The organism is Sphingobacterium sp. ML3W, from assembly GCF_029542085.1.
Taxonomy (GTDB): domain Bacteria; phylum Bacteroidota; class Bacteroidia; order Sphingobacteriales; family Sphingobacteriaceae; genus Sphingobacterium.
In genome coordinates, this window is record NZ_CP107036.1 from 4,170,901 (window position 1) to 4,188,215 (window position 17,315).

The 17,315-nt window shown below is 39.5% G+C and carries 27 protein-coding genes; 1 reads left to right on the forward strand and 26 read right to left on the reverse strand.

Features of this window, described 5'->3' with window-relative positions; translation table 11 throughout:
* Positions 1–3: 3 nt before the first annotated feature.
* The 17 genes from rplR to rplC form a co-directional block, all read right to left on the reverse strand.
* On the reverse strand, positions 4–357 hold the full coding sequence (gene rplR / locus OGI71_RS17690) for a 50S ribosomal protein L18 (RefSeq protein WP_088160091.1): 354 nt from the start codon (positions 355–357) through the stop codon (positions 4–6).
* Between the two features lie 5 nt (positions 358–362).
* Positions 363–917 carry a 50S ribosomal protein L6 gene (gene rplF / locus OGI71_RS17695; protein ID WP_120261733.1) on the reverse strand — a complete coding sequence of 185 codons (555 nt, stop codon included), beginning with the start codon at positions 915–917 and terminating at the stop codon, positions 363–365.
* 21 nt (positions 918–938) lie between these two features.
* Positions 939–1,340: a 30S ribosomal protein S8 gene (gene rpsH, locus OGI71_RS17700; RefSeq protein ID WP_223584601.1), complete on the reverse strand. Its 402-nt coding sequence runs from the start codon at positions 1,338–1,340 to the stop codon at positions 939–941.
* A 136-nt stretch (positions 1,341–1,476) separates the two neighbouring features.
* Positions 1,477–1,746, reverse strand: coding sequence for a 30S ribosomal protein S14 (gene rpsN, locus OGI71_RS17705; protein ID WP_028071569.1), 270 nt, complete (start codon positions 1,744–1,746; stop codon positions 1,477–1,479).
* A complete protein-coding gene (gene rplE / locus OGI71_RS17710) occupies positions 1,739–2,308 on the reverse strand; it encodes a 50S ribosomal protein L5 (protein ID WP_046674875.1) in 570 nt (189 codons plus the stop codon). The genes rpsN and rplE overlap by 8 nt, the downstream gene beginning before the upstream one ends.
* On the reverse strand, positions 2,308–2,619 hold the full coding sequence (gene rplX / locus OGI71_RS17715) for a 50S ribosomal protein L24 (RefSeq protein WP_172392456.1): 312 nt from the start codon (positions 2,617–2,619) through the stop codon (positions 2,308–2,310). Before rplX ends, rplE begins: the two co-directional genes overlap by 1 nt.
* A gap of 38 nt (positions 2,620–2,657) precedes the next feature.
* Positions 2,658–3,026, reverse strand: coding sequence for a 50S ribosomal protein L14 (rplN, locus tag OGI71_RS17720; protein ID WP_223584515.1), 369 nt, complete (start codon positions 3,024–3,026; stop codon positions 2,658–2,660).
* A 1-nt stretch (position 3,027) separates the two neighbouring features.
* Positions 3,028–3,282: a 30S ribosomal protein S17 gene (rpsQ, locus tag OGI71_RS17725; RefSeq protein ID WP_153844936.1), complete on the reverse strand. Its 255-nt coding sequence runs from the start codon at positions 3,280–3,282 to the stop codon at positions 3,028–3,030.
* A 12-nt stretch (positions 3,283–3,294) separates the two neighbouring features.
* Positions 3,295–3,513 carry a 50S ribosomal protein L29 gene (rpmC, locus tag OGI71_RS17730; RefSeq protein ID WP_108636200.1) on the reverse strand — a complete coding sequence of 73 codons (219 nt, stop codon included), beginning with the start codon at positions 3,511–3,513 and terminating at the stop codon, positions 3,295–3,297.
* 92 nt (positions 3,514–3,605) lie between these two features.
* A complete protein-coding gene (rplP, locus tag OGI71_RS17735) occupies positions 3,606–4,028 on the reverse strand; it encodes a 50S ribosomal protein L16 (RefSeq protein WP_046674870.1) in 423 nt (140 codons plus the stop codon).
* 62 nt (positions 4,029–4,090) lie between these two features.
* On the reverse strand, positions 4,091–4,885 hold the full coding sequence (gene rpsC / locus OGI71_RS17740; protein ID WP_282250706.1) for a 30S ribosomal protein S3: 795 nt from the start codon (positions 4,883–4,885) through the stop codon (positions 4,091–4,093).
* A gap of 11 nt (positions 4,886–4,896) precedes the next feature.
* Positions 4,897–5,331, reverse strand: a complete 435-nt coding sequence (rplV, locus tag OGI71_RS17745; RefSeq protein WP_077438121.1) for a 50S ribosomal protein L22 — start codon at positions 5,329–5,331, stop codon at positions 4,897–4,899.
* Positions 5,332–5,337: 6 nt separating this feature from the next.
* Entirely contained in the window at positions 5,338–5,604 is a 267-nt protein-coding gene (gene rpsS / locus OGI71_RS17750) for a 30S ribosomal protein S19 (protein ID WP_002997495.1), read from the reverse strand.
* Positions 5,604–6,431, reverse strand: a complete 828-nt coding sequence (gene rplB, locus OGI71_RS17755; protein WP_172392283.1) for a 50S ribosomal protein L2 — start codon at positions 6,429–6,431, stop codon at positions 5,604–5,606. The genes rpsS and rplB overlap by 1 nt, the downstream gene beginning before the upstream one ends.
* A gap of 6 nt (positions 6,432–6,437) precedes the next feature.
* Positions 6,438–6,728 carry a 50S ribosomal protein L23 gene (rplW, locus tag OGI71_RS17760; RefSeq protein ID WP_223584514.1) on the reverse strand — a complete coding sequence of 97 codons (291 nt, stop codon included), beginning with the start codon at positions 6,726–6,728 and terminating at the stop codon, positions 6,438–6,440.
* 1 nt (position 6,729) lies between these two features.
* Positions 6,730–7,359 (reverse strand): 50S ribosomal protein L4, encoded by a 630-nt coding sequence (gene rplD / locus OGI71_RS17765; protein WP_120261738.1) that lies wholly within the window; start codon positions 7,357–7,359, stop codon positions 6,730–6,732.
* Positions 7,360–7,364: 5 nt separating this feature from the next.
* Positions 7,365–7,982 carry a 50S ribosomal protein L3 gene (rplC, locus tag OGI71_RS17770; RefSeq protein WP_104385215.1) on the reverse strand — a complete coding sequence of 206 codons (618 nt, stop codon included), beginning with the start codon at positions 7,980–7,982 and terminating at the stop codon, positions 7,365–7,367.
* Positions 7,983–8,323: 341 nt separating this feature from the next.
* Here rplC and OGI71_RS17775 point away from each other — a divergent pair, with 341 nt between their 5' ends.
* Entirely contained in the window at positions 8,324–8,794 is a 471-nt protein-coding gene (locus OGI71_RS17775; RefSeq protein ID WP_282250719.1) for a DinB family protein, read from the forward strand.
* Positions 8,795–9,009: 215 nt separating this feature from the next.
* On the opposite strand, the gene OGI71_RS17780 is transcribed toward OGI71_RS17775, so the two are convergent.
* From OGI71_RS17780 to OGI71_RS17820, 9 genes are all read right to left on the reverse strand, one after another.
* Positions 9,010–9,963 carry a YafY family protein gene (locus tag OGI71_RS17780; protein WP_282250720.1) on the reverse strand — a complete coding sequence of 318 codons (954 nt, stop codon included), beginning with the start codon at positions 9,961–9,963 and terminating at the stop codon, positions 9,010–9,012.
* A 138-nt stretch (positions 9,964–10,101) separates the two neighbouring features.
* Positions 10,102–10,518: a hypothetical protein gene (locus tag OGI71_RS17785; protein ID WP_282250721.1), complete on the reverse strand. Its 417-nt coding sequence runs from the start codon at positions 10,516–10,518 to the stop codon at positions 10,102–10,104.
* Positions 10,519–10,625: 107 nt separating this feature from the next.
* The gene (locus OGI71_RS17790; protein WP_282250722.1) at positions 10,626–11,252 is read right to left on the reverse strand and encodes a response regulator transcription factor; all 627 of its coding nucleotides are present in this window, start codon (positions 11,250–11,252) and stop codon (positions 10,626–10,628) included.
* Positions 11,245–13,206, reverse strand: a complete 1,962-nt coding sequence (locus OGI71_RS17795; protein WP_282250723.1) for a sensor histidine kinase — start codon at positions 13,204–13,206, stop codon at positions 11,245–11,247. The genes OGI71_RS17790 and OGI71_RS17795 overlap by 8 nt, the downstream gene beginning before the upstream one ends.
* A gap of 174 nt (positions 13,207–13,380) precedes the next feature.
* Positions 13,381–13,671: a hypothetical protein gene (locus OGI71_RS17800; RefSeq protein ID WP_282250724.1), complete on the reverse strand. Its 291-nt coding sequence runs from the start codon at positions 13,669–13,671 to the stop codon at positions 13,381–13,383.
* Positions 13,672–13,815: 144 nt separating this feature from the next.
* Positions 13,816–14,283 (reverse strand): hypothetical protein, encoded by a 468-nt coding sequence (locus OGI71_RS17805; protein WP_282250725.1) that lies wholly within the window; start codon positions 14,281–14,283, stop codon positions 13,816–13,818.
* A gap of 111 nt (positions 14,284–14,394) precedes the next feature.
* The gene (locus OGI71_RS17810; RefSeq protein WP_282250726.1) at positions 14,395–14,553 is read right to left on the reverse strand and encodes a hypothetical protein; all 159 of its coding nucleotides are present in this window, start codon (positions 14,551–14,553) and stop codon (positions 14,395–14,397) included.
* Positions 14,554–14,680: 127 nt separating this feature from the next.
* Positions 14,681–15,955 (reverse strand): glycoside hydrolase family 88 protein, encoded by a 1,275-nt coding sequence (locus tag OGI71_RS17815; RefSeq protein ID WP_282250727.1) that lies wholly within the window; start codon positions 15,953–15,955, stop codon positions 14,681–14,683.
* Between the two features lie 52 nt (positions 15,956–16,007).
* Positions 16,008–17,276: a DUF2264 domain-containing protein gene (locus tag OGI71_RS17820; RefSeq protein ID WP_282250728.1), complete on the reverse strand. Its 1,269-nt coding sequence runs from the start codon at positions 17,274–17,276 to the stop codon at positions 16,008–16,010.
* Between the last annotated feature and the right edge of the window lie 39 nt (positions 17,277–17,315).

Below are 17,315 nucleotides of genomic sequence, written 5' to 3' on the forward strand. Positions count from 1 at the left end.
TGATTAAAAGTCTAAACCGCCTTCGCGAGCACCTTCAGCCAAAGATTTGATACGGCCATGGTATAAGTACCCATTACGGTCAAAAACTACTTTATTAATACCTGCTGCTACTGCTTTTTCAGCAACCAATTTACCTACAGCTTTAGATTGATCAACTTTGTTACCAGATGCAACAAATTCTTTTGACAAGCTAGATGCGGCAACTAATGTTTTACCTGCATTGTCATCAATGATTTGCGCATAGATACCTTTGTTGCTTCTAAAAACCGATAAACGTGGACGTTCAGACGTTCCAGCAAGGTTTTTTCTGATTCCTTTTTTGATTCTCTCTCTACGAGATGCTTTTTGTCCTGCCATGATTATTATTTTTTAGCTGATTTACCTGCTTTTCTTCTCAACACTTCACCTTCAAACTTGATACCTTTTCCTTTGTAAGGTTCTGGTTTACGGAAGCCACGGATTTTAGCCGCGATCTGACCGATCAATTGTTTGTCAGCACATTCTAAAGTGATTGTAGGGTTTTTACCTTTTTCAGCAGTAGTTGATACTTTAACTTCATTTGGCAATACAAAAACAATCTGGTGAGAGAAACCTAAAGTTAACTCTAATACATTACCAGTACTTGTAGCACGGTAACCTACACCGACTAACTCTTGAGTAGTTTTGTAACCTTCAGTCACACCTTGAACCATGTTGTTCAACAGGGAACGGTATAGACCGTGTAATGCTTTGTGTTTCTTTTGATCAGTTGGACGCGTCACGACGATATTGCCTTCTTCTTGAGCAATAGTGATGTCACGGTCAACTTGTTGTGTTAATTCGCCTTTAGGACCTTTTACTGAAACTAAGTTTTTGTCCGAAATAGTAACAGTTACCCCAGCAGGGATAGCGATAGGCGCTTTTCCAATTCTTGACATTTCTTTGTGTTTTTACCTAGATTAATAAACGTAACATAAAACTTCACCACCAACATTTTGAAGTCTAGCTTCTTTATCTGTCATTACACCTTTAGATGTTGACAAGATAGCAATACCTAAACCATTCAAAACACGAGGCATAGTATCAACGCTTGCATACTTTCTTAAACCAGGTTTACTCACACGTGTCAACGTACGAATAGCCGGAATTTTGCTAATTGGATTATATTTCAATGCGATTTTGATCGTACCCTGTACGCCATTCTCATCGAATTTGTAATTAGCAATGTAACCTTTATCAAAAAGAACTTTAGTGATTTCTTTTTTAAGGTTCGATGCAGGAATTTCAACAACCCTGTGGTTGGCCTTGATGGCATTCCTTACTCGTGTAAGGTAATCCGCAATTGGATCTGTAGTCATTATATATGAAAATTTGTGACAGCGGTTTCCCTCCCAACCATTGGTATGGGACCTTCTATCTGTTAAACAATTTTAAAATGCAAAAACCCCGGCAATCCCTAGTAGAATTGCCCGGGCAAAATTAAGTATTTTTTTTAAATTACCAAGAAGCTTTTTTCACCCCTGGGATCTTGCCATCTAAAGCCATCTCACGGAAAGTTACACGAGAGATACCGAATTGACGCATGTATCCTTTAGGACGGCCAGTCAATTTACAACGGTTGTGTAAACGTACTGGAGAAGCATTTTTAGGTAATTTATCTAATGCAACGTAATCGCCAGCAGCTTTTAATTCTGCACGTTTCGCCGCATATTTAGCTACCAATTTAGCGCGTTTTACTTCGCGTGCTTTTAATCCTTCCTTAGCCATTGTTATTAGTATTTTGATTTTTAAATGGTAAACCGAACTGTTTCAACAATTCTAAAGCTTCAACATCATTTTGAGCAGAAGTCACGAAAGTGATATCCATACCTTGGATCTTGTTGATTTTATCAATGTTGATCTCAGGGAAAATGATTTGTTCAGTGATACCTAAGTTATAGTTACCACGTCCGTCAAAACCTTTATCGTTGATACCGCGGAAGTCACGAATACGTGGAAGCGATACTGCTACCAAACGATCCAAGAATTCAAACATGTTGTTGTCACGTAAAGTAACACGTGCCCCTACAGGCATACCTTTACGTAATTTAAAGTTTGAAATATCTTTTTTCGATTTTGTAGCAACAGCTTGTTGACCTGTAATCAAAGTCAATTCAGCGATAGCGTTATCGATTAATTTTTTGTCAGCTGTTGCAGCTCCTACGCCTTGTGAAACAACGATTTTCTCAAGTTTAGGAACCTGCATAATACTTTTATACTGAAATTTTTCTTGAAGTGCTTTACGGATTTCCTCCGCATATTTCACTTTTAATCTTGGTACGTAAGTCATTATTTAATTTCCTCCCCTGATTTTTTAGCGTAACGAACTAATTTACCATCTGCATTTAACTTACGACCTACACGGGTAGTTTCACCTGTTTTAGGATCGATAACAGCTAAATTAGAGATGTGAATACCAGCTTCTTTCTCAATGATACCACCATTAGGATTAGCCGCACTTGGTTTAGTGTGTTTTTTTACGATGTTAGCGCCTTCAACGATAGCTCTATTTTTATCCACTAAAACAGTCAATACTTTTCCTTGAACACCTTTAGAGTTACCAGCGATAACTTTCACTAAATCACCTTTTTTAATTTTGATTTTGTGCGTAGTCGTTTTTGTTTTCTTGATTGCCATAATTATAAAACCTCCGGTGCTAGTGATACAATTTTCATGAACTGTTTCTCACGTAATTCTCTGGCAACAGGGCCGAAGATACGTGAGCCACGTGGCTCATCATTATTATTTAATAATACAGCGGCGTTGTCATCAAAACGGATATAAGAACCATCTTTACGACGGATTTCTTTTTTCGTTCTAACTACTACTGCTTTAGAAACGGAACCTTTTTTCACGTTTCCTGAAGGCATAGCGCTTTTCACTGTCACAACAATCTTATCTCCGATTGATGCATAACGCTTACGCGTACCGCCCAATACACGGATTACTAAAACTTCTTTAGCACCGCTATTGTCAGCTACATTAAGTCTTGATTCTTGTTGTACCATGTTATTTAGCTCTTTCTATAATTTCAACTAATCTCCAGTTTTTTGTTTTACTCAGCGGACGAGTTTCCATGATTAATACCGTATCGCCGATACCGCAGGTATTAGTTTCGTCATGAGCTTTGAATTTAGTAGTTTTTTTAACGAACTTACCATAGATAGGGTGTTTTACTTTACGTTCAACAGTTACTACGATAGACTTGTCCATTTTGTTGCTAACTACTAAGCCGATTCTTGTTTTTCTTAAATTTCTTTCCATTTCGACTTAATTTTACGCCTCAGAGGCTGTTTCATTCTTAGCTGCAGCTTTGCGTGCACTGATCTCTGTACTAATACGGGCGATAGCTCTGCGTGCTGCTTTGATCACGTTAGGGTTCTCAATAGCTGAAACAGCATGTGCAAATTTCAATTTTGTAAGGGCCGTTTTCTCCTCGACTAGACGAGCTGCTAGGTCCTCATTAGATAATTCTAAAATTTCTGAATTTTTCATGTTTTTTCAGTTGTTATTTGGGTTATCATCCGTTTATATATAGCGTTAGGGGTAACGGCCCTAACGCTTAAATGATGACATTACCAAGATTTTTATGCTTCAACGTAGTCTCTACGAATCACAAACTTAGTTTGAACCGGAAGTTTTTGAGCTGCAAGGCGTAAAGCTTCTTTGGCAATTTCCAAAGGCACACCTTCTGCTTCAAATAACATACGGCCTGGGCGTACTACTGCTACCCAGTATTCTGGAGCACCCTTACCTTTACCCATACGTACCTCTGCAGGCTTTTTCGTAACAGGTTTGTCAGGGAAAATACGAATCCAAACTTGACCTTCACGTTTCATATAACGTGTAACCGCAATACGAGCTGCCTCGATTTGACGACTAGTGATCCATGCTTGCTCCATTGTTTTGATACCGAAAGAACCGAAAGCTAACTCCGCTCCACGAGAAGCGTTACCTTTCATGCGGCCTTTCTGCATCTTTCTGAACTTCGTTCTTTTTGGCTGTAACATGTTCGTATACTTTTTAAATCTGCTTCTTCAGCAGGTTTTTGTTGTAATCTAAATAAACTCTATTAATCTTTTTTCGGACCACGGTTATTTCCACCACGGTTGTTTCCACCACGGTTATTTCCACCACGACCACCTTTGTTATTGCGGTTATCGCGACGATCGCCACCACCTTCGTGGTTGCCACGTGATTTTACACCAGATGCTTGACCAATGTTTGGAGATAAGTCACGTTTACCGTAAACCTCACCTTTACAGATCCAAACTTTGATACCGATTTTACCGTATGTAGTCAATGCTTCAGCTAAAGCGTAGTCGATATCAGCACGCAATGTGTGTAAAGGAGTTCTTCCTTCTTTGTATTGTTCAGTACGCGCCATTTCAGCACCACCTAAACGACCAGAACACATGATTTTGATACCTTCTGCACCCATACGCATTGTAGAAGCGATTGAAGTTTTCATTGCACGACGGAATGAAATACGCGCCTCTAATTGCTTAGCGACACCTTCAGCTACTAACTTAGCATCTAACTCAGGGCGTTTGATCTCGAAAATGTTGATTTGAACATCCTTTTTAGTCAGTTTTTTCAACTCTTCTTTGATCTTGTCAACTTCTTGACCACCTTTTCCGATAACGATACCTGGACGAGCAGTGTGAATTGTAACAGTGATACGTTTTAAAGTTCTTTCGATAACAACTTTAGCTACACCACCTTTTGCAATACGAACAGAAAGATATTTTCTGATTTTTTCGTCTTCAACTAATTTATCGGAATAGTTTTTACCTCCGAACCAGTTAGAATCCCAACCTTTGATGATTCCTAATCTGCTACCTATTGGATTTGCTTTTTGTCCCATTTCTCAATAAATTAGTTTTGTTCAACGTTTAATTTGCTATCAACTACCAACGTAACGTGATTTGAACGTTTACGAACTCTGTATCCGCGACCTTGAGGAGCTGGGCGTAATCTTTTCAATTGACGACCTCCACCTACTGATACTTCTTTTACAATAAGTTCGCTTTCTTCCACTGATTTACCTTCGTTTTTGGCTTCCCAGTTTTTGATTGCAGATAATAATAATTTTTCTACACGAGCAGCAGCTTCTTTACTAGAGTGTTTCAAAATGTATAATGCATTTTCAACACGCTGACCACGAATTAAGTCTACCACTAAACGCATCTTACGAGGCGAAGTAGGGCAGTTCAATAATTTGGCATCCGAAGCTCCACCTTGTTGAGCTTTCTCTTGCTCTTTGCGCTGTCTAATTAAGACAGACTTTTTAAGTTTTTTTGTTGCTTCCATTACCTATTATTTTTTCTTTTCTGCGTGGCCTCTGAATGTACGCGTAGGCGCGAATTCACCAAGCTTGTGACCTACCATATTTTCTGTTACATAAACAGGGATAAATTTATTCCCGTTGTGCACTGCGAAGGTATGGCCAACAAAATCAGGTGAAATCATTGATCTACGAGACCATGTTTTGATAACTGACTTTTTGTTAGTTTCATTCATAGAAAGAACTTTTCTCTCTAAGTTGTGATCGATATAAGGACCTTTTTTAATTGAACGAGCCATTATTTTTTCCTTCTCTCAATGATGTAACGATTCGATGTTTTCTTCTTGTAACGTGTTTTGAAGCCTTTAGCTAATACACCTGTACGTGAGCGTGGGTGACCTCCTGAAGTACGGCCTTCACCACCACCCATTGGGTGATCTACTGGGTTCATTGCAACACCACGAACTCTTGGACGACGACCTAACCAACGTTTGCGACCTGCTTTACCTAACACTTGGTTAGATCTTTCATGGTTCGATACTGAACCAATTGTAGCAACACAAGTCAATAAGATCATACGTGTTTCGCCTGAAGGCAATTTGATGATGGCATATTTACCATCACGAGCAGACAATTGAGCATAAGTACCAGCCGAACGAGCAATTGAACCACCTTGACCAGGATTTAATTCAATGTTGTGGATGATAGAACCCAATGGAATGTTTGCTAATGGTAATGTATTACCAACTTCTGGGGCAACTTTATCACCTGCTACTACAGTTTGACCAACTTTTAAACCAGCTGGAGCAATGATGTAGCGTTTTTCACCATCTACGTAGTGCAACAATGCAATACGAGCAGTACGGTTTGGATCGTACTCAATAGTAGCTACTTTTGCAGGGATATCTTTTTTATCGCGTTTGAAATCAATTAATCGGTATACTTTTTTATGTCCCCCACCGAGATAACGCATAGTCATTTTACCGGAGTTATTACGACCACCTGATTTCTTGTTGATTTTTACTACTAACGATTTTTCAGGAACGTTTGTAGTAACATCAGAATAATCTGCGCCTATTCTGAAACGAGTACCAGGGGTTACCGGTTTGAATCTTTTAACTGCCATCTTAAATTATATAGTACTGTAAAAGTCAATAGTTTCGCCATCTTTAATAGTAATGATAGCTTTTTTATACTTAGGAGCTCTACCAGATACGAAACCTGCTTTTGTGTAACGGCTTTTTGCTTTACCTGCTACAACTGCAGTGTTTACAGCAAGAACTGTAACACCGAACATAGCTTCAACAGCTGATTTAATCTGGATCTTGTTTGCTCTGTGATCTACTTTGAAAGCGTAACGGTTTAATTTTTCCGTTAACATAGAAGCTTTCTCAGTCAAGATAGGTTTTTTGATAATTTCCATATTACTTAGCTAATGCTTCCTCCAAAGTTTTAACAGAATCTGTAGTTAACAATAGTTTTGTTGCATTTAATACATCATATGTATTTAAATCAGAAGCAACAATAACTTTTGCTTTTTTCAAGTTTCTGCTTGATAAATAAACATTTTTATCATATGCTGGCAAAACCAATAAAGTTTTTTCGTCAGCAATGTTCAACGCGTTTACTAAAGCTACATAGTTTTTTGTTTTGCAAGAATCAAATTGAACTGCATCCAAAATAACTACATTGTTATCTTGAGCTTTGTAAGACAACGCTGATTTACGTGCTACTTGTTTCAATTTTTTGTTCAATTTGAACGAGTAATCACGAGGTTGAGGACCGAATACACGACCACCACCATTAAACAATGGAGATTTGATAGAACCCGCACGAGCACCACCAGTACCTTTTTGTTTGTGTAATTTACGAGTTGAACCCGCGATTTCATTACGTTGTTTAGATTTGTGAGTTCCTTGGCGTTGGTTCGCTAAGTATTGTTTCACGTCCAAATAGATCGCATGATCGTTAGGCTCTAACCCAAATACCGACTCAGGAAGTTGCACCTTGGCACCTGTTTCTTTACCTGATAAATTTAAAACTTTAACTTCCATCTCTACTATTTGTCTACGATTACATAAGAACCTTTAGCTCCTGGAATGGAACCACTAACAACGATAAGGTTTTGCTCAGCGTAAACTTTCAACACCTGTAAGTTTTGAACTTTAACTCTGTCACCACCTGTACGACCAGCCATGCGCATACCTTTAAATACGCGTGAAGGCCATGATGAAGCACCTAATGAACCTGGAGCACGTAATCTGTTGTGCTGACCGTGAGTCGCACCACCTACACCACCAAATCCATGACGTTTCATTACACCTTGGAAACCTTTACCTTTTGAAGTACCGACTACATCTACGAATTCGCCTTCCTCGAAAAGTGTAACGTCAACTACGTCACCAAGTTGTTTTGCATCTGGGAAAGTTTTAAACTCTACCAACTTACGCTTAGGCGTTGTGTTTGCTTTCGCAAAGTGCCCTTTCAAAGGAGCTGTCGTGTTTTTCTCCTTAGCTTCGTCGAAACCAAGTTGAATTGCCGAGTAGCCATCCTTTTCTTCCGTACGTATCTGCGTAACCACGCACGGCCCGGCCTGAATCACTGTACAAGGAATATTTTTCCCATCAGCGTTAAACAGGCTCGTCATTCCTACTTTTTTTCCAATAATACCTGACATGTTGTAAATTAATTAATTAAAAGTCCTTCGAAGCAGTAGGGCTTCGCTCAAGACACACTATTCCCATTAAGGGACTGCAAAGTTACAAACATTTTTATAACTGTCAAATAATTAGTGAATTATTTTTTTATTTTCTACTTTATTCCGTTATCAGTTTTTATTCGTCCAATTACACAACTCTTATTCCCGATCATAACGACCCGCATAAAAAAAATAAAAAAACAATATTTCTATTTTCCTGCTGCCATACAGCTGTCATTGATTCAGCTAATTTTGAACTGTCTTAACAAGATAAAACGCTTAGTATAGACTAAAATTTAAATTCTTTAAATACGATAATCATGAAAACAGAAATTATTTCCAAGAACGAACTACTTGCACATTGGTTAGGCCACAGAAACTTAACAAGACAAGCGATCGAAAAATTTCCAGAAGAAGCACTTTTCAATTATAAAGTAGAAGGCATGCGGACATTTGCTGAAATGATCCAAGAGCTTTTGGGTATTGCTGTCCCAGGGTTACAGGAAATTGTCAATAATAAAAGCGGCGAACTTAATGAGAAGTTTAACTATACGACCAAAGCTCAACTCTTACAGGCCTGGGATGAGGCTACTCCACAGATCAGTGCATTATTCGACGAGATTCCAACAGAACGTTTCTCCGAAGAATTTAACCTGTTCGGACAATACAATTCGCCGATCATCCACAGTATATTCTATTTCATCGATAATGAGATCCACCACCGTGGTCAAGGATTTGTCTATTTACGCTTGTTGGGTATCCAACCTCCATTTTTCTGGGAACGGGATTAGCTTGTTAGATGAGAGATATTAGATTTGAGATGGGAGATTCTAGTATTACTAGTCGAATACGCTCTATATAATATTGGAGACTTGCCACATTATTATCACTGACATCTTAAAATCTATATCATATAAAGATACTTGTTCGGGTTCAATTCAGATACCGGACAAGTATTCTTTTTAGTAATATCTCGACGGGAAACCCCAAGCCCCCTAACCTCAGATTAAACCTGTTCGATTGCTGCAGCTAGCAATCGTTTTACGGTGCCTTTTAGCGATTCCGGCTCGATAATCTTTCCTTTATCAGCAAACATCAGGTACCAGCGCGCAAAGCCACCCTCAACATGAATGGTTTCAAATTGCATTTCAACGTAATTATCGGTAACCACTTCTTTTTGAAATCCAAAGTAATGGCGATCCCATTCCATATACCTCGCCATTTCCTTATCCACCTGAACCACCACTTTGGTTGTCGGCATTTCGTGTTTCTTATTCAGAAAAAATGAAAGTTCAGGATGGTCTTTTCCAAAATCGTCGGCGAGTATCCGGATATTGCTGATCCGATCCAGACGAAATTGCCTATAATCCTTTCGGAGTTTACAAAAAGCAAGTATATACCAAAATTTACTTTCCACAAAAATACCGACTGCTTCGATTTCACGTTTTTCTGGAGTTTTGTCAGACGGCTTGGAATAATAGATTTCTACGCATTTTTTTGCAGCTATACTTTCTATAAGCGTATTGGTTCCATGTGTTAATTTCTCATTGAATTGATGACGTTCTCCTCGTACCAAAAAATTATCCCCGACCAGAGCAACATGTTCCTTTTCATTCCCTCTTAAAATAGCCTTCATTTTGAGCATGGCTGTCGTAAAATGGTGGGCGAGATTTTTGTCCGTATACTTTTCAACCAATTTCTCAGCAGCGACAAAACTCAAAGCCTCCTCTCGGCTAAATTGCAATGGTGGCATCTTATACCCCTCAACTAACGAGTAGCCATTTCCGGCTTCGCCATAAATAGGTACTCCAGCTTGCATCAGGGAGCGGATATCCCGATAGATTGTCCGCAGACTTACTTCATATTTTTCTGCCAGCGCAGCGGCTGTCACCACAGGTTTTGCTTGCAGGTGCATATAAATAGCAAGGATACGGTCGAATCTTTTCTGAATATCGGTCATAAGGATAAAGGTACGAGTTATTCCATATTTTTGAACTAAATGATATTGATTAAAAACAGTATACCAAACAAAAAATCACGATCCATATGTTTGAATCGTGATTTTTTTTATTACCAAAAGTCCTTAGGGATACGCCGCTTATTGTTTTGTCCCTTGGAAGAAGTATTCTACATCGCCACTGGCTTCAGCCTCCGTAGAGATCTGGATATTCTTATCATCAAGTTTATAGGTAATTGAGCCCATAGGCCCCTGACCGGAAATATGGATATTAGAAATGTTTTGAACAGGGAATGTTTTTGCTGTAGCTCTACTGTAAGCCTCTCCTGTTTTCACCGTAGCTTTCACCTTACCATCATCGACTTTAGAAACAATGACAATCGCGTTAAAATATTCAGCATCACCGCCGATGACCATCTTCCCTTTAAACGTGCCTACAATGGCATCTATTTTTCCTGACACTGTTGGCTCATCCTTATCTTTGCTACATCCGACAAAGATCATTGCAACCATTGCCACTAGGCAAAGGATCATTAGGTTTTTGTTTATTGTTTTCATCTTTTGCATATCTATATAAGCAAAAGTAGAAATACACCATATGCGGGACAATACCACGAAATAGGGTAATTTACCCTCCTAATTTTAGGGTAGTTACTTGTAATGAATTAGAGCAATTTTTCCTTAAATAGTATTGTCAACAGTTCTGCGGTGTTTTTTACGGAAAATTTCTGAATCAGATTTTTCCGATACGTATCCACTGTCAATGGGCTTAAGAATAATTTGCTGGCAATTTGTGCACTTGTCTTTCCCTCCGCCAACAATTGTAATACCTGCTTCTCGCGCATTGTTAGTGAAGGTAGCTGTCGGGATGGGGAGGTCGCGATGATCCGTTGTGTTGCTCCACATAAAGCCATGCTACCTTGAGAAACTTTCTGAATACATGTAATAATTTCGTCCGCATCGGCACTTTTCAAGATATATCCAGCAGCACCATTGGCAAGCATCTGTAGTATGCTATTGCGCGCCATATGATTACTAAACCCAACGATGATAAGCTCAGGATGGTCCTTCTTGAGTTCACCGCACAGGTCAATACCATTTGCATCAGGCAAAGCGATATCCAATAAGAGCAGATCTATCTTATCTTGTTTCAAAAAATCAGTCAGCGCCTGGCACAGTGAAAATCCCAGTACCCGGTCATAAGAAAGATTTTCTTTTAAAAATGATTTGATCCCTTCGATGGCAATTGGATGATCGTCCAAGATAGCCAATGTTTTTTGTTGCTCAGACATGTATTTCGATATTGACACTTGTTCCCGCCCCTGGCTGTGACAAGATGTTCATTTTTCCGTTTAAATATTCAACTCTCATTTGGACGTTTTTAAGTCCCATTCCCCGTTTACCTACCGCAACCTCCTCCACATCAAATCCTTTGCCATTGTCATCTACACCGATCAAAAAGCCTTGCTCATTTTGCAGGCATTGCACGATAATTTGATTTGCGTTGCCATGTCGAATGGCATTGTTGATCAGCTCCTGAATAATACGATAAATATTCAACTGCATATTCTCTGCAATATTGCTGGAGAGACCGTTGCACTGCAGCTCAATTACAGCAGCGCCATGCTGCATCAAAGTACAGAGATCTTCTAGGGCAACCAATAACCCCGAGCGTGATAAGTTTTCAGGCATCATATTATGTGCGATCAGTCTGACATCCGAGATCATCTGATCCAGCTGAGATTTTATCCCATCCAATACAGACAGACTCCCTTCGGAAGAGATCCGAAGTCTCATCGCAGTCAAATGCCCCCCAAGGCCATCATGCAAATCACGGGCAACCCGATGACGTTCCAGTTCCTCCCCCTCCAATAGTGCTTTGGTCACCCGAAGTTCTTGCTGCTGCGCCAACAGTTCCAAGTCGCGCTGCGACCTCTTTCTATGCTGACGATATAAATAGACAGACAAACCGAGCAACAACAGCAATACCAAAGAAAATATACCCAATATATAATTATATAAACGCTGGTTTTTCTGTTGAAGTACTGTCTGTTTCTGTTCAAACTCCAGTCTCATGATCTTCTCGTTCTTCTCAGCTGTTCTAAATTTGGTCTCTAGGCTGGCTATTTCACTTTTATAGGCCGCTTGGGCCAAGCTGTCTTTAATGGCAACATGTTTTCCCAGCCATTTATAGGCATTGGGGTAATCCTTTAATTTGGCATAGGTGTCAGACAAATCCTTGGCAAATTGCTGCATGTTACTTTTCATATCATAAGGCATATCCCGCATGACAATCTTAAGCTCCCTCAATGCCAATTCATATTTTTCCAAGCTATAATAGATATTAAACTTCTGATAATGCATCATGCCGATCTCATAAGGCATATTTAGCCGTTCCGCAATTTTCAGCGCTTTTTCGACAACCTCAAGGGCTTTCGTAAAATCATTTTTCGTACAATAATACATACTGGCTGTCTCGCCATAGTTTAGGTGAGCTACAGACTCCTTTAGCGTATCTAAAATTTGCTCCGATTTTAACAGATAGGATTTCGCTAAGTTTAGTTCGCGAGATTCAACATATTCCCGGGCCAGATTTAATAGTGATATTGCATGTCTCTCTTTTGACAGGGGATATTTCTCATAGAGTTCAAGCCCTTTTTTAAAATAATAGATTCCCTTTTCCTGATCGCCGATTTCCTTAAAAGCAAAGCCAATCGATTGGTAGGATTTAGCAGCTTGATTATAGTCCTTCTGTTTGATTGCTGCGGGAATTATTTTATCAATCTGAATCCGTACCATTCCTTTTCGATCATCTTTATGATCAATGATCATGGCATAATTCCACCAGGCCTTCACCCAAAATTCATAAGCTTCCTTAGTCTTAAATTTTTCAAGCATTTCCGCAGCCTGTCTATACAGCTGTAGGCATTCATCAGTTTCACCCGCTGTCATAAAGATATGGGAGGCGCTATAATAGGTGTATAGTGCTTTCAGGTAAGGCTTCGTTGTACACAATTTCTGTGCTGCACCCAAATAACCCGTCGCAGCGGCTGTATCCTTCCGCTCAAACATGAGTTTATTCGTCAGTAATAACGCTGCTCTGGCTCGCACACTATCGTTCTTAACCGTATTGAATACATTCCGTAGACTGTCAATGGAACCGGCCGATAGCCCGCCCTGCTGTAATGCAAAAGTTGCTAAAAATGTGCCGCAGAGCAGCATGAAAAGAAAAACCAGCTTTTTCATCTATTCAGTCCGCATTGATAAATTTGTTCACATTGGTGCTACAAAATGCAAAAAAAAGACAATATATTGTTGTTTTATGACGATATTTTATGCCACTATCCTAATCATTGCCAGTTACACAATATTTAATCCATATCAATTATACGTTATTAAATAATACTACCAACAAGATAATTAAGGGCGACAAAGTCCCCTCAACTCCCTTAAAGTCTCCTCAAGTCCGTTCAAGTGCCAACAGCGTTCAAGTATGCTCTGCACATGCTTCGTACCAACTTCGGGATTGCTTCGGGGCTGATTCGACATCTGATCGGTTCGGCTTCGGTCATTCTTCGGCAACAAGGCAAACAACAGCCAAACAATAGTCGAACGAGACCCAAAGTTGTCTCGAAGCAATCTCAATGCGCTTCGGAAGGACCCCCGGACAACGCCCGAATAGCCACCGAACAATAGACAAAAGATAAACATAATATAAATAAAGGAGTATCAACAATACATAAAAACAGCCCTTAAAAGGCAGCTATTCGTTTAGGCTGAGTTATCACTAAATTCAATAAAAAACGCCTGGCTCAAAAAGATGAGACAGGCGTTTTCAAAATACAATACTACTATTTATTCGTTTTCTATATCCAAGGAAGTACATCCCTGGGTATCGGAAAGAAAAACATTTTCAAACGCATAAGACTGCCCTGAGCCAAAGTACCCACAACTCATCAGATATCGCATAGATTGCCATGATGAACTGGCTTGAAGATAATAACTTCCTTCTTGAATATTGACTGGATATCCAAGTGTATTTGCTGGAACAATAACATATTGAACGGCAGTACCAGAAAAATTGGGGCTAAAAGTTAAATAAATAGGTGAACTTGTAAAGTTATAGACATAAAACTCGAATGTATCGCTAAGGTTCGCGATACTCTTACCTGCAACTTTTTTCTCGGAGAGATGAGTCGTTAAGCTCTTATTTGCGGCTTTCGAACCTTTCAAAAGATTTGAGGTTCCATGATCTCGCGCATTAACCCATAAACTAACGCTGATCAATAGCATAAATGCTACTATAAATGATTTTTTTAACATAATTTAAATTGTTTATAAATAATTGAATAACTCGATAAACTTTTTATCGCTTATCAAAAAAGATAGACTTTCGCTGTCAATGCACCATAGACGACCTCCTTTCATTTTAAATTACAATAAAACATTCCTAGCATGCTTATCAATCACCACCACACCCTTATCATTAGAGCTCACTTTCGCATATCCTAAGGCAGATTCTTTAGGATCACTCGATTTTTCATTTATAATTGGAACACGATGTGGTTGAAATATTTGGATAATCTCCCACATCGTGTATATTTATTCTTAGCAGGACTAACCGAATAAATCGGCTACCCAAATAAAAGCAGACGTTCAAATGTTAACATTTGGACGGATATATACCGAAGATATCGGCAATATTTTTACTGATATCCTCCTATTGTTTGATCACTTTTTCTCCATTGAGCATTCGATCATATCTGATCAATGCCTCTACGTAATAATAATCGGCATAAGTCAATGGTACATCTACCTCCGTTTTATGCGGAATAGAACCGACACTATGTTTCAATATATAACCACCCGCTTCTTTGTAATCTGCTTTGTAAGGTTTAGCAGAAAGTGACTTTAACATCTGCTCAGCTTTGGAAATGTACAATTGGCTCTCACTGCCCTTCGTATATTGTGCCAATTCCAGCAGTGCAGAAGCGGTTACCGCAGCAGTAGAAACATCACGTAGATCCTTTTGACTATAATACTTACTTTCCTTGGTCAGTTTATTTTGATCCATATCCCAATACGGAATCAGATCCTTTGGAAGATTGGGATGATTAAGGTAAAACTTGGCGATATTCCGCGCTTGTTCCAGGTATTTCTTTTCACCAGTTTCGCGGTACATCATTGTATATCCATATAATCCCCAAGCTTGTCCTCTTGCCCATGCAGACTCATCGAATGCTCCTTGTGCTGTTTTTCTCGAGATTATACTTCCATTATCTGGATTATAATCTACCACATGATAAGAACTGTAGTCTTTTCTATAATGGTTAACCATTGTCGTATTTGCATGCTGTATGGCAATATCCCGAAATCTTTTGTCTCCTGTCATTTTGGACACTTCGGTCAAAAATTCCAGATTCATCATATTATCAATAATAACAGGATATGTCCAAGGTTGTCCGTCCCAGTTCTTACCACCATCCCATGAACGGATTGTTTTTGGAGCTTCATGAAAGCGTGTTGCCAATGAAGCAGCGCCTGTACTTAGCACTCCTTTATATGCCGTAGAATCACCTGTCAACCGTAATGCATTACCGAAACTACAATACAGCATAAACCCAAGATCATGTGTTCCTTTATTGTTTTTCTCCTTTTCTAAATGTTTTAATTTTCGTTTTGCCTCATCCAACAACTTCTCGTCTTTTGTATATTCATAAAGATAGAGTACAGTACCGGGATAAAATCCAGAGCACCACCAGCTAGAGCCCCAATTGACATATTTTCCATCTTTATAGGTGGTAGGAATATCAGATTCATGTATGGACGAAGCTAGATAGTTAATCTGTTTACGCGCATCTTCAAGATTAGTTTGGACAAATTCCTTATTCAGTCCCAATTTGGCTGTTGTTAAATTCTTCTGACTAGAACATGATATTGCTTGTACGCCAAGCCCAATCATTAAAGTTCGTGTAATATAGTGTTGTATCTTCATTATTAGTATTGAGATATGGGTATTGAGATTTTATTGATAAAAGAATAAGGAGTTAGTAACTAACATAATAATCTTTCGGAAACTGTTCTGCACTCCAGCATTTCTGCGATGTCCATTTCTGTGGGACACATGTCCAGAACTCATCCGTAGCGGGTAATCCTAACGGGAGGAACGACAGCGATGCCACATACATTGATCCAGCGTTGGTATAATAGTCGGCCAAATTTGACTGCTGGTCTCCAACCACCCCCATACGAAGCCATCCCGACGGAGCGAAAGTTTTGTCAATATAGATGTGTCTGAGTACTGCAGTCAGGGCTGCCCTCACTTGACCTTTTGAAATATCATCTGGTAATTTATTTTCTAAGGCTACACTTGCCAAAGGTTGAAACGCTGCATTTTTATAGGTAGACGAACGCCCCACAACCACATAATATCCTTCAGGCGATATCATCCGTTCTAAATGATGAGCATAACGCTGCATGCGTTTATATGCGCGTTCATACATTTCTTTATATTTCCCTCCTGCAGAAATATTATGACGAAGTGATTCCACTTGCATGCAATGGATCACATAGCCATTGTAATGGTCAAAGCTAAAATGTGCCCCATCACTATACCAACCATCTCCAACGTACCATTCCTGATCAAATTTATTGACCGCATAGTCTATTTTCTCACGCGCACATTCCTCGCCAGCACTATATAGGAAAGTTTCGGTCATTGCCGCAAAAAGTAACCAGTTACTTTCATTAGGTTTAATCTTACGTAATAGTTTGAATTCTTCGACAACCCTTTTCTTTGTTACCTGATCCAATGGTTCCCAAAGTGCTTTGGGTGCCCTTAGGAACGCAAGGGCGAGATGTGCTGCATCTACCAGCGTTTGCGATGAAGGACCTCGCCATGTAAAATAATCCGGGGATTGAGGATCTACACCATATTGAATGCCCAATAAGGCTTGATCACGTAATTTCTTACGTAGTTTTCCTTCTTCGGAACTATCATCCGGCAAAGCCAGCCAAGGAGCCATACCTGCCAGCAATCGACCAAAAGCCTCGAGGTAACCTACGCCCGAATCTCTATTGTCAAAAGTAGGACTTACCTCCATAGGCATCTTCTTGCGCCATTGCTGCTTGCTGATATTATCCAATATAGGTGTGGCCATCTTGCTTAGTATTGAAACCCAATAAGCACGGTCATTCCCTGCATAACTTATACTTTCATCAGATAAAACACTTGCCTTCACCCCCATTGGCAACGAGGCCGTCAATGCACCAACGCCAGCACCGCTCAACAATTTTAATACAGATCTTCTCTTCATCGATAATGGTTTATAAGTAAATGTGTGCTCAACAAGCTC

What these genes read in the sequence shown, in the direction of transcription:
- rpsC (WP_282250706.1), bottom strand. Translation starts at nt 4,885, where the DNA reads ATGGGACAAAAAGCAAATCCAATAGGTAGCAGATTAGGAATCATCAAA.
- OGI71_RS17815 (WP_282250727.1), bottom strand. Translation starts at nt 15,955, where the DNA reads ATGAAGATACAACACTATATTACACGAACTTTAATGATTGGGCTTGGC.
- rplF (WP_120261733.1), bottom strand. Translation starts at nt 917, where the DNA reads ATGTCAAGAATTGGAAAAGCGCCTATCGCTATCCCTGCTGGGGTAACT.
- rplE (WP_046674875.1), bottom strand. Translation starts at nt 2,308, where the DNA reads ATGACTTACGTACCAAGATTAAAAGTGAAATATGCGGAGGAAATCCGT.
- rpmC (WP_108636200.1), bottom strand. Translation starts at nt 3,513, where the DNA reads ATGAAAAATTCAGAAATTTTAGAATTATCTAATGAGGACCTAGCAGCT.
- OGI71_RS17795 (WP_282250723.1), bottom strand. Translation starts at nt 13,206, where the DNA reads ATGAAAAAGCTGGTTTTTCTTTTCATGCTGCTCTGCGGCACATTTTTA.
- rplN (WP_223584515.1), bottom strand. Translation starts at nt 3,026, where the DNA reads ATGGTACAACAAGAATCAAGACTTAATGTAGCTGACAATAGCGGTGCT.
- OGI71_RS17790 (WP_282250722.1), bottom strand. Translation starts at nt 11,252, where the DNA reads ATGTCTGAGCAACAAAAAACATTGGCTATCTTGGACGATCATCCAATT.
- OGI71_RS17800 (WP_282250724.1), bottom strand. Translation starts at nt 13,671, where the DNA reads ATGTTTATCTTTTGTCTATTGTTCGGTGGCTATTCGGGCGTTGTCCGG.
- OGI71_RS17810 (WP_282250726.1), bottom strand. Translation starts at nt 14,553, where the DNA reads ATGTGGGAGATTATCCAAATATTTCAACCACATCGTGTTCCAATTATA.
- rplW (WP_223584514.1), bottom strand. Translation starts at nt 6,728, where the DNA reads ATGGAAATTATCAAAAAACCTATCTTGACTGAGAAAGCTTCTATGTTA.
- rplP (WP_046674870.1), bottom strand. Translation starts at nt 4,028, where the DNA reads ATGTTACAGCCAAAAAGAACGAAGTTCAGAAAGATGCAGAAAGGCCGC.
- rplR (WP_088160091.1), bottom strand. Translation starts at nt 357, where the DNA reads ATGGCAGGACAAAAAGCATCTCGTAGAGAGAGAATCAAAAAAGGAATC.
- OGI71_RS17805 (WP_282250725.1), bottom strand. Translation starts at nt 14,283, where the DNA reads ATGTTAAAAAAATCATTTATAGTAGCATTTATGCTATTGATCAGCGTT.
- rplV (WP_077438121.1), bottom strand. Translation starts at nt 5,331, where the DNA reads ATGGAAGCAACAAAAAAACTTAAAAAGTCTGTCTTAATTAGACAGCGC.
- rplC (WP_104385215.1), bottom strand. Translation starts at nt 7,982, where the DNA reads ATGTCAGGTATTATTGGAAAAAAAGTAGGAATGACGAGCCTGTTTAAC.
- rpsS (WP_002997495.1), bottom strand. Translation starts at nt 5,604, where the DNA reads ATGGCTCGTTCAATTAAAAAAGGTCCTTATATCGATCACAACTTAGAG.
- OGI71_RS17775 (WP_282250719.1), top strand. Translation starts at nt 8,324, where the DNA reads ATGAAAACAGAAATTATTTCCAAGAACGAACTACTTGCACATTGGTTA.
- rplB (WP_172392283.1), bottom strand. Translation starts at nt 6,431, where the DNA reads ATGGCAGTTAAAAGATTCAAACCGGTAACCCCTGGTACTCGTTTCAGA.
- OGI71_RS17820 (WP_282250728.1), bottom strand. Translation starts at nt 17,276, where the DNA reads ATGAAGAGAAGATCTGTATTAAAATTGTTGAGCGGTGCTGGCGTTGGT.
- OGI71_RS17780 (WP_282250720.1), bottom strand. Translation starts at nt 9,963, where the DNA reads ATGACCGATATTCAGAAAAGATTCGACCGTATCCTTGCTATTTATATG.
- rpsQ (WP_153844936.1), bottom strand. Translation starts at nt 3,282, where the DNA reads ATGGAAAGAAATTTAAGAAAAACAAGAATCGGCTTAGTAGTTAGCAAC.
- rpsN (WP_028071569.1), bottom strand. Translation starts at nt 1,746, where the DNA reads ATGGCTAAGGAAGGATTAAAAGCACGCGAAGTAAAACGCGCTAAATTG.
- OGI71_RS17785 (WP_282250721.1), bottom strand. Translation starts at nt 10,518, where the DNA reads ATGAAAACAATAAACAAAAACCTAATGATCCTTTGCCTAGTGGCAATG.
- rplD (WP_120261738.1), bottom strand. Translation starts at nt 7,359, where the DNA reads ATGGAAGTTAAAGTTTTAAATTTATCAGGTAAAGAAACAGGTGCCAAG.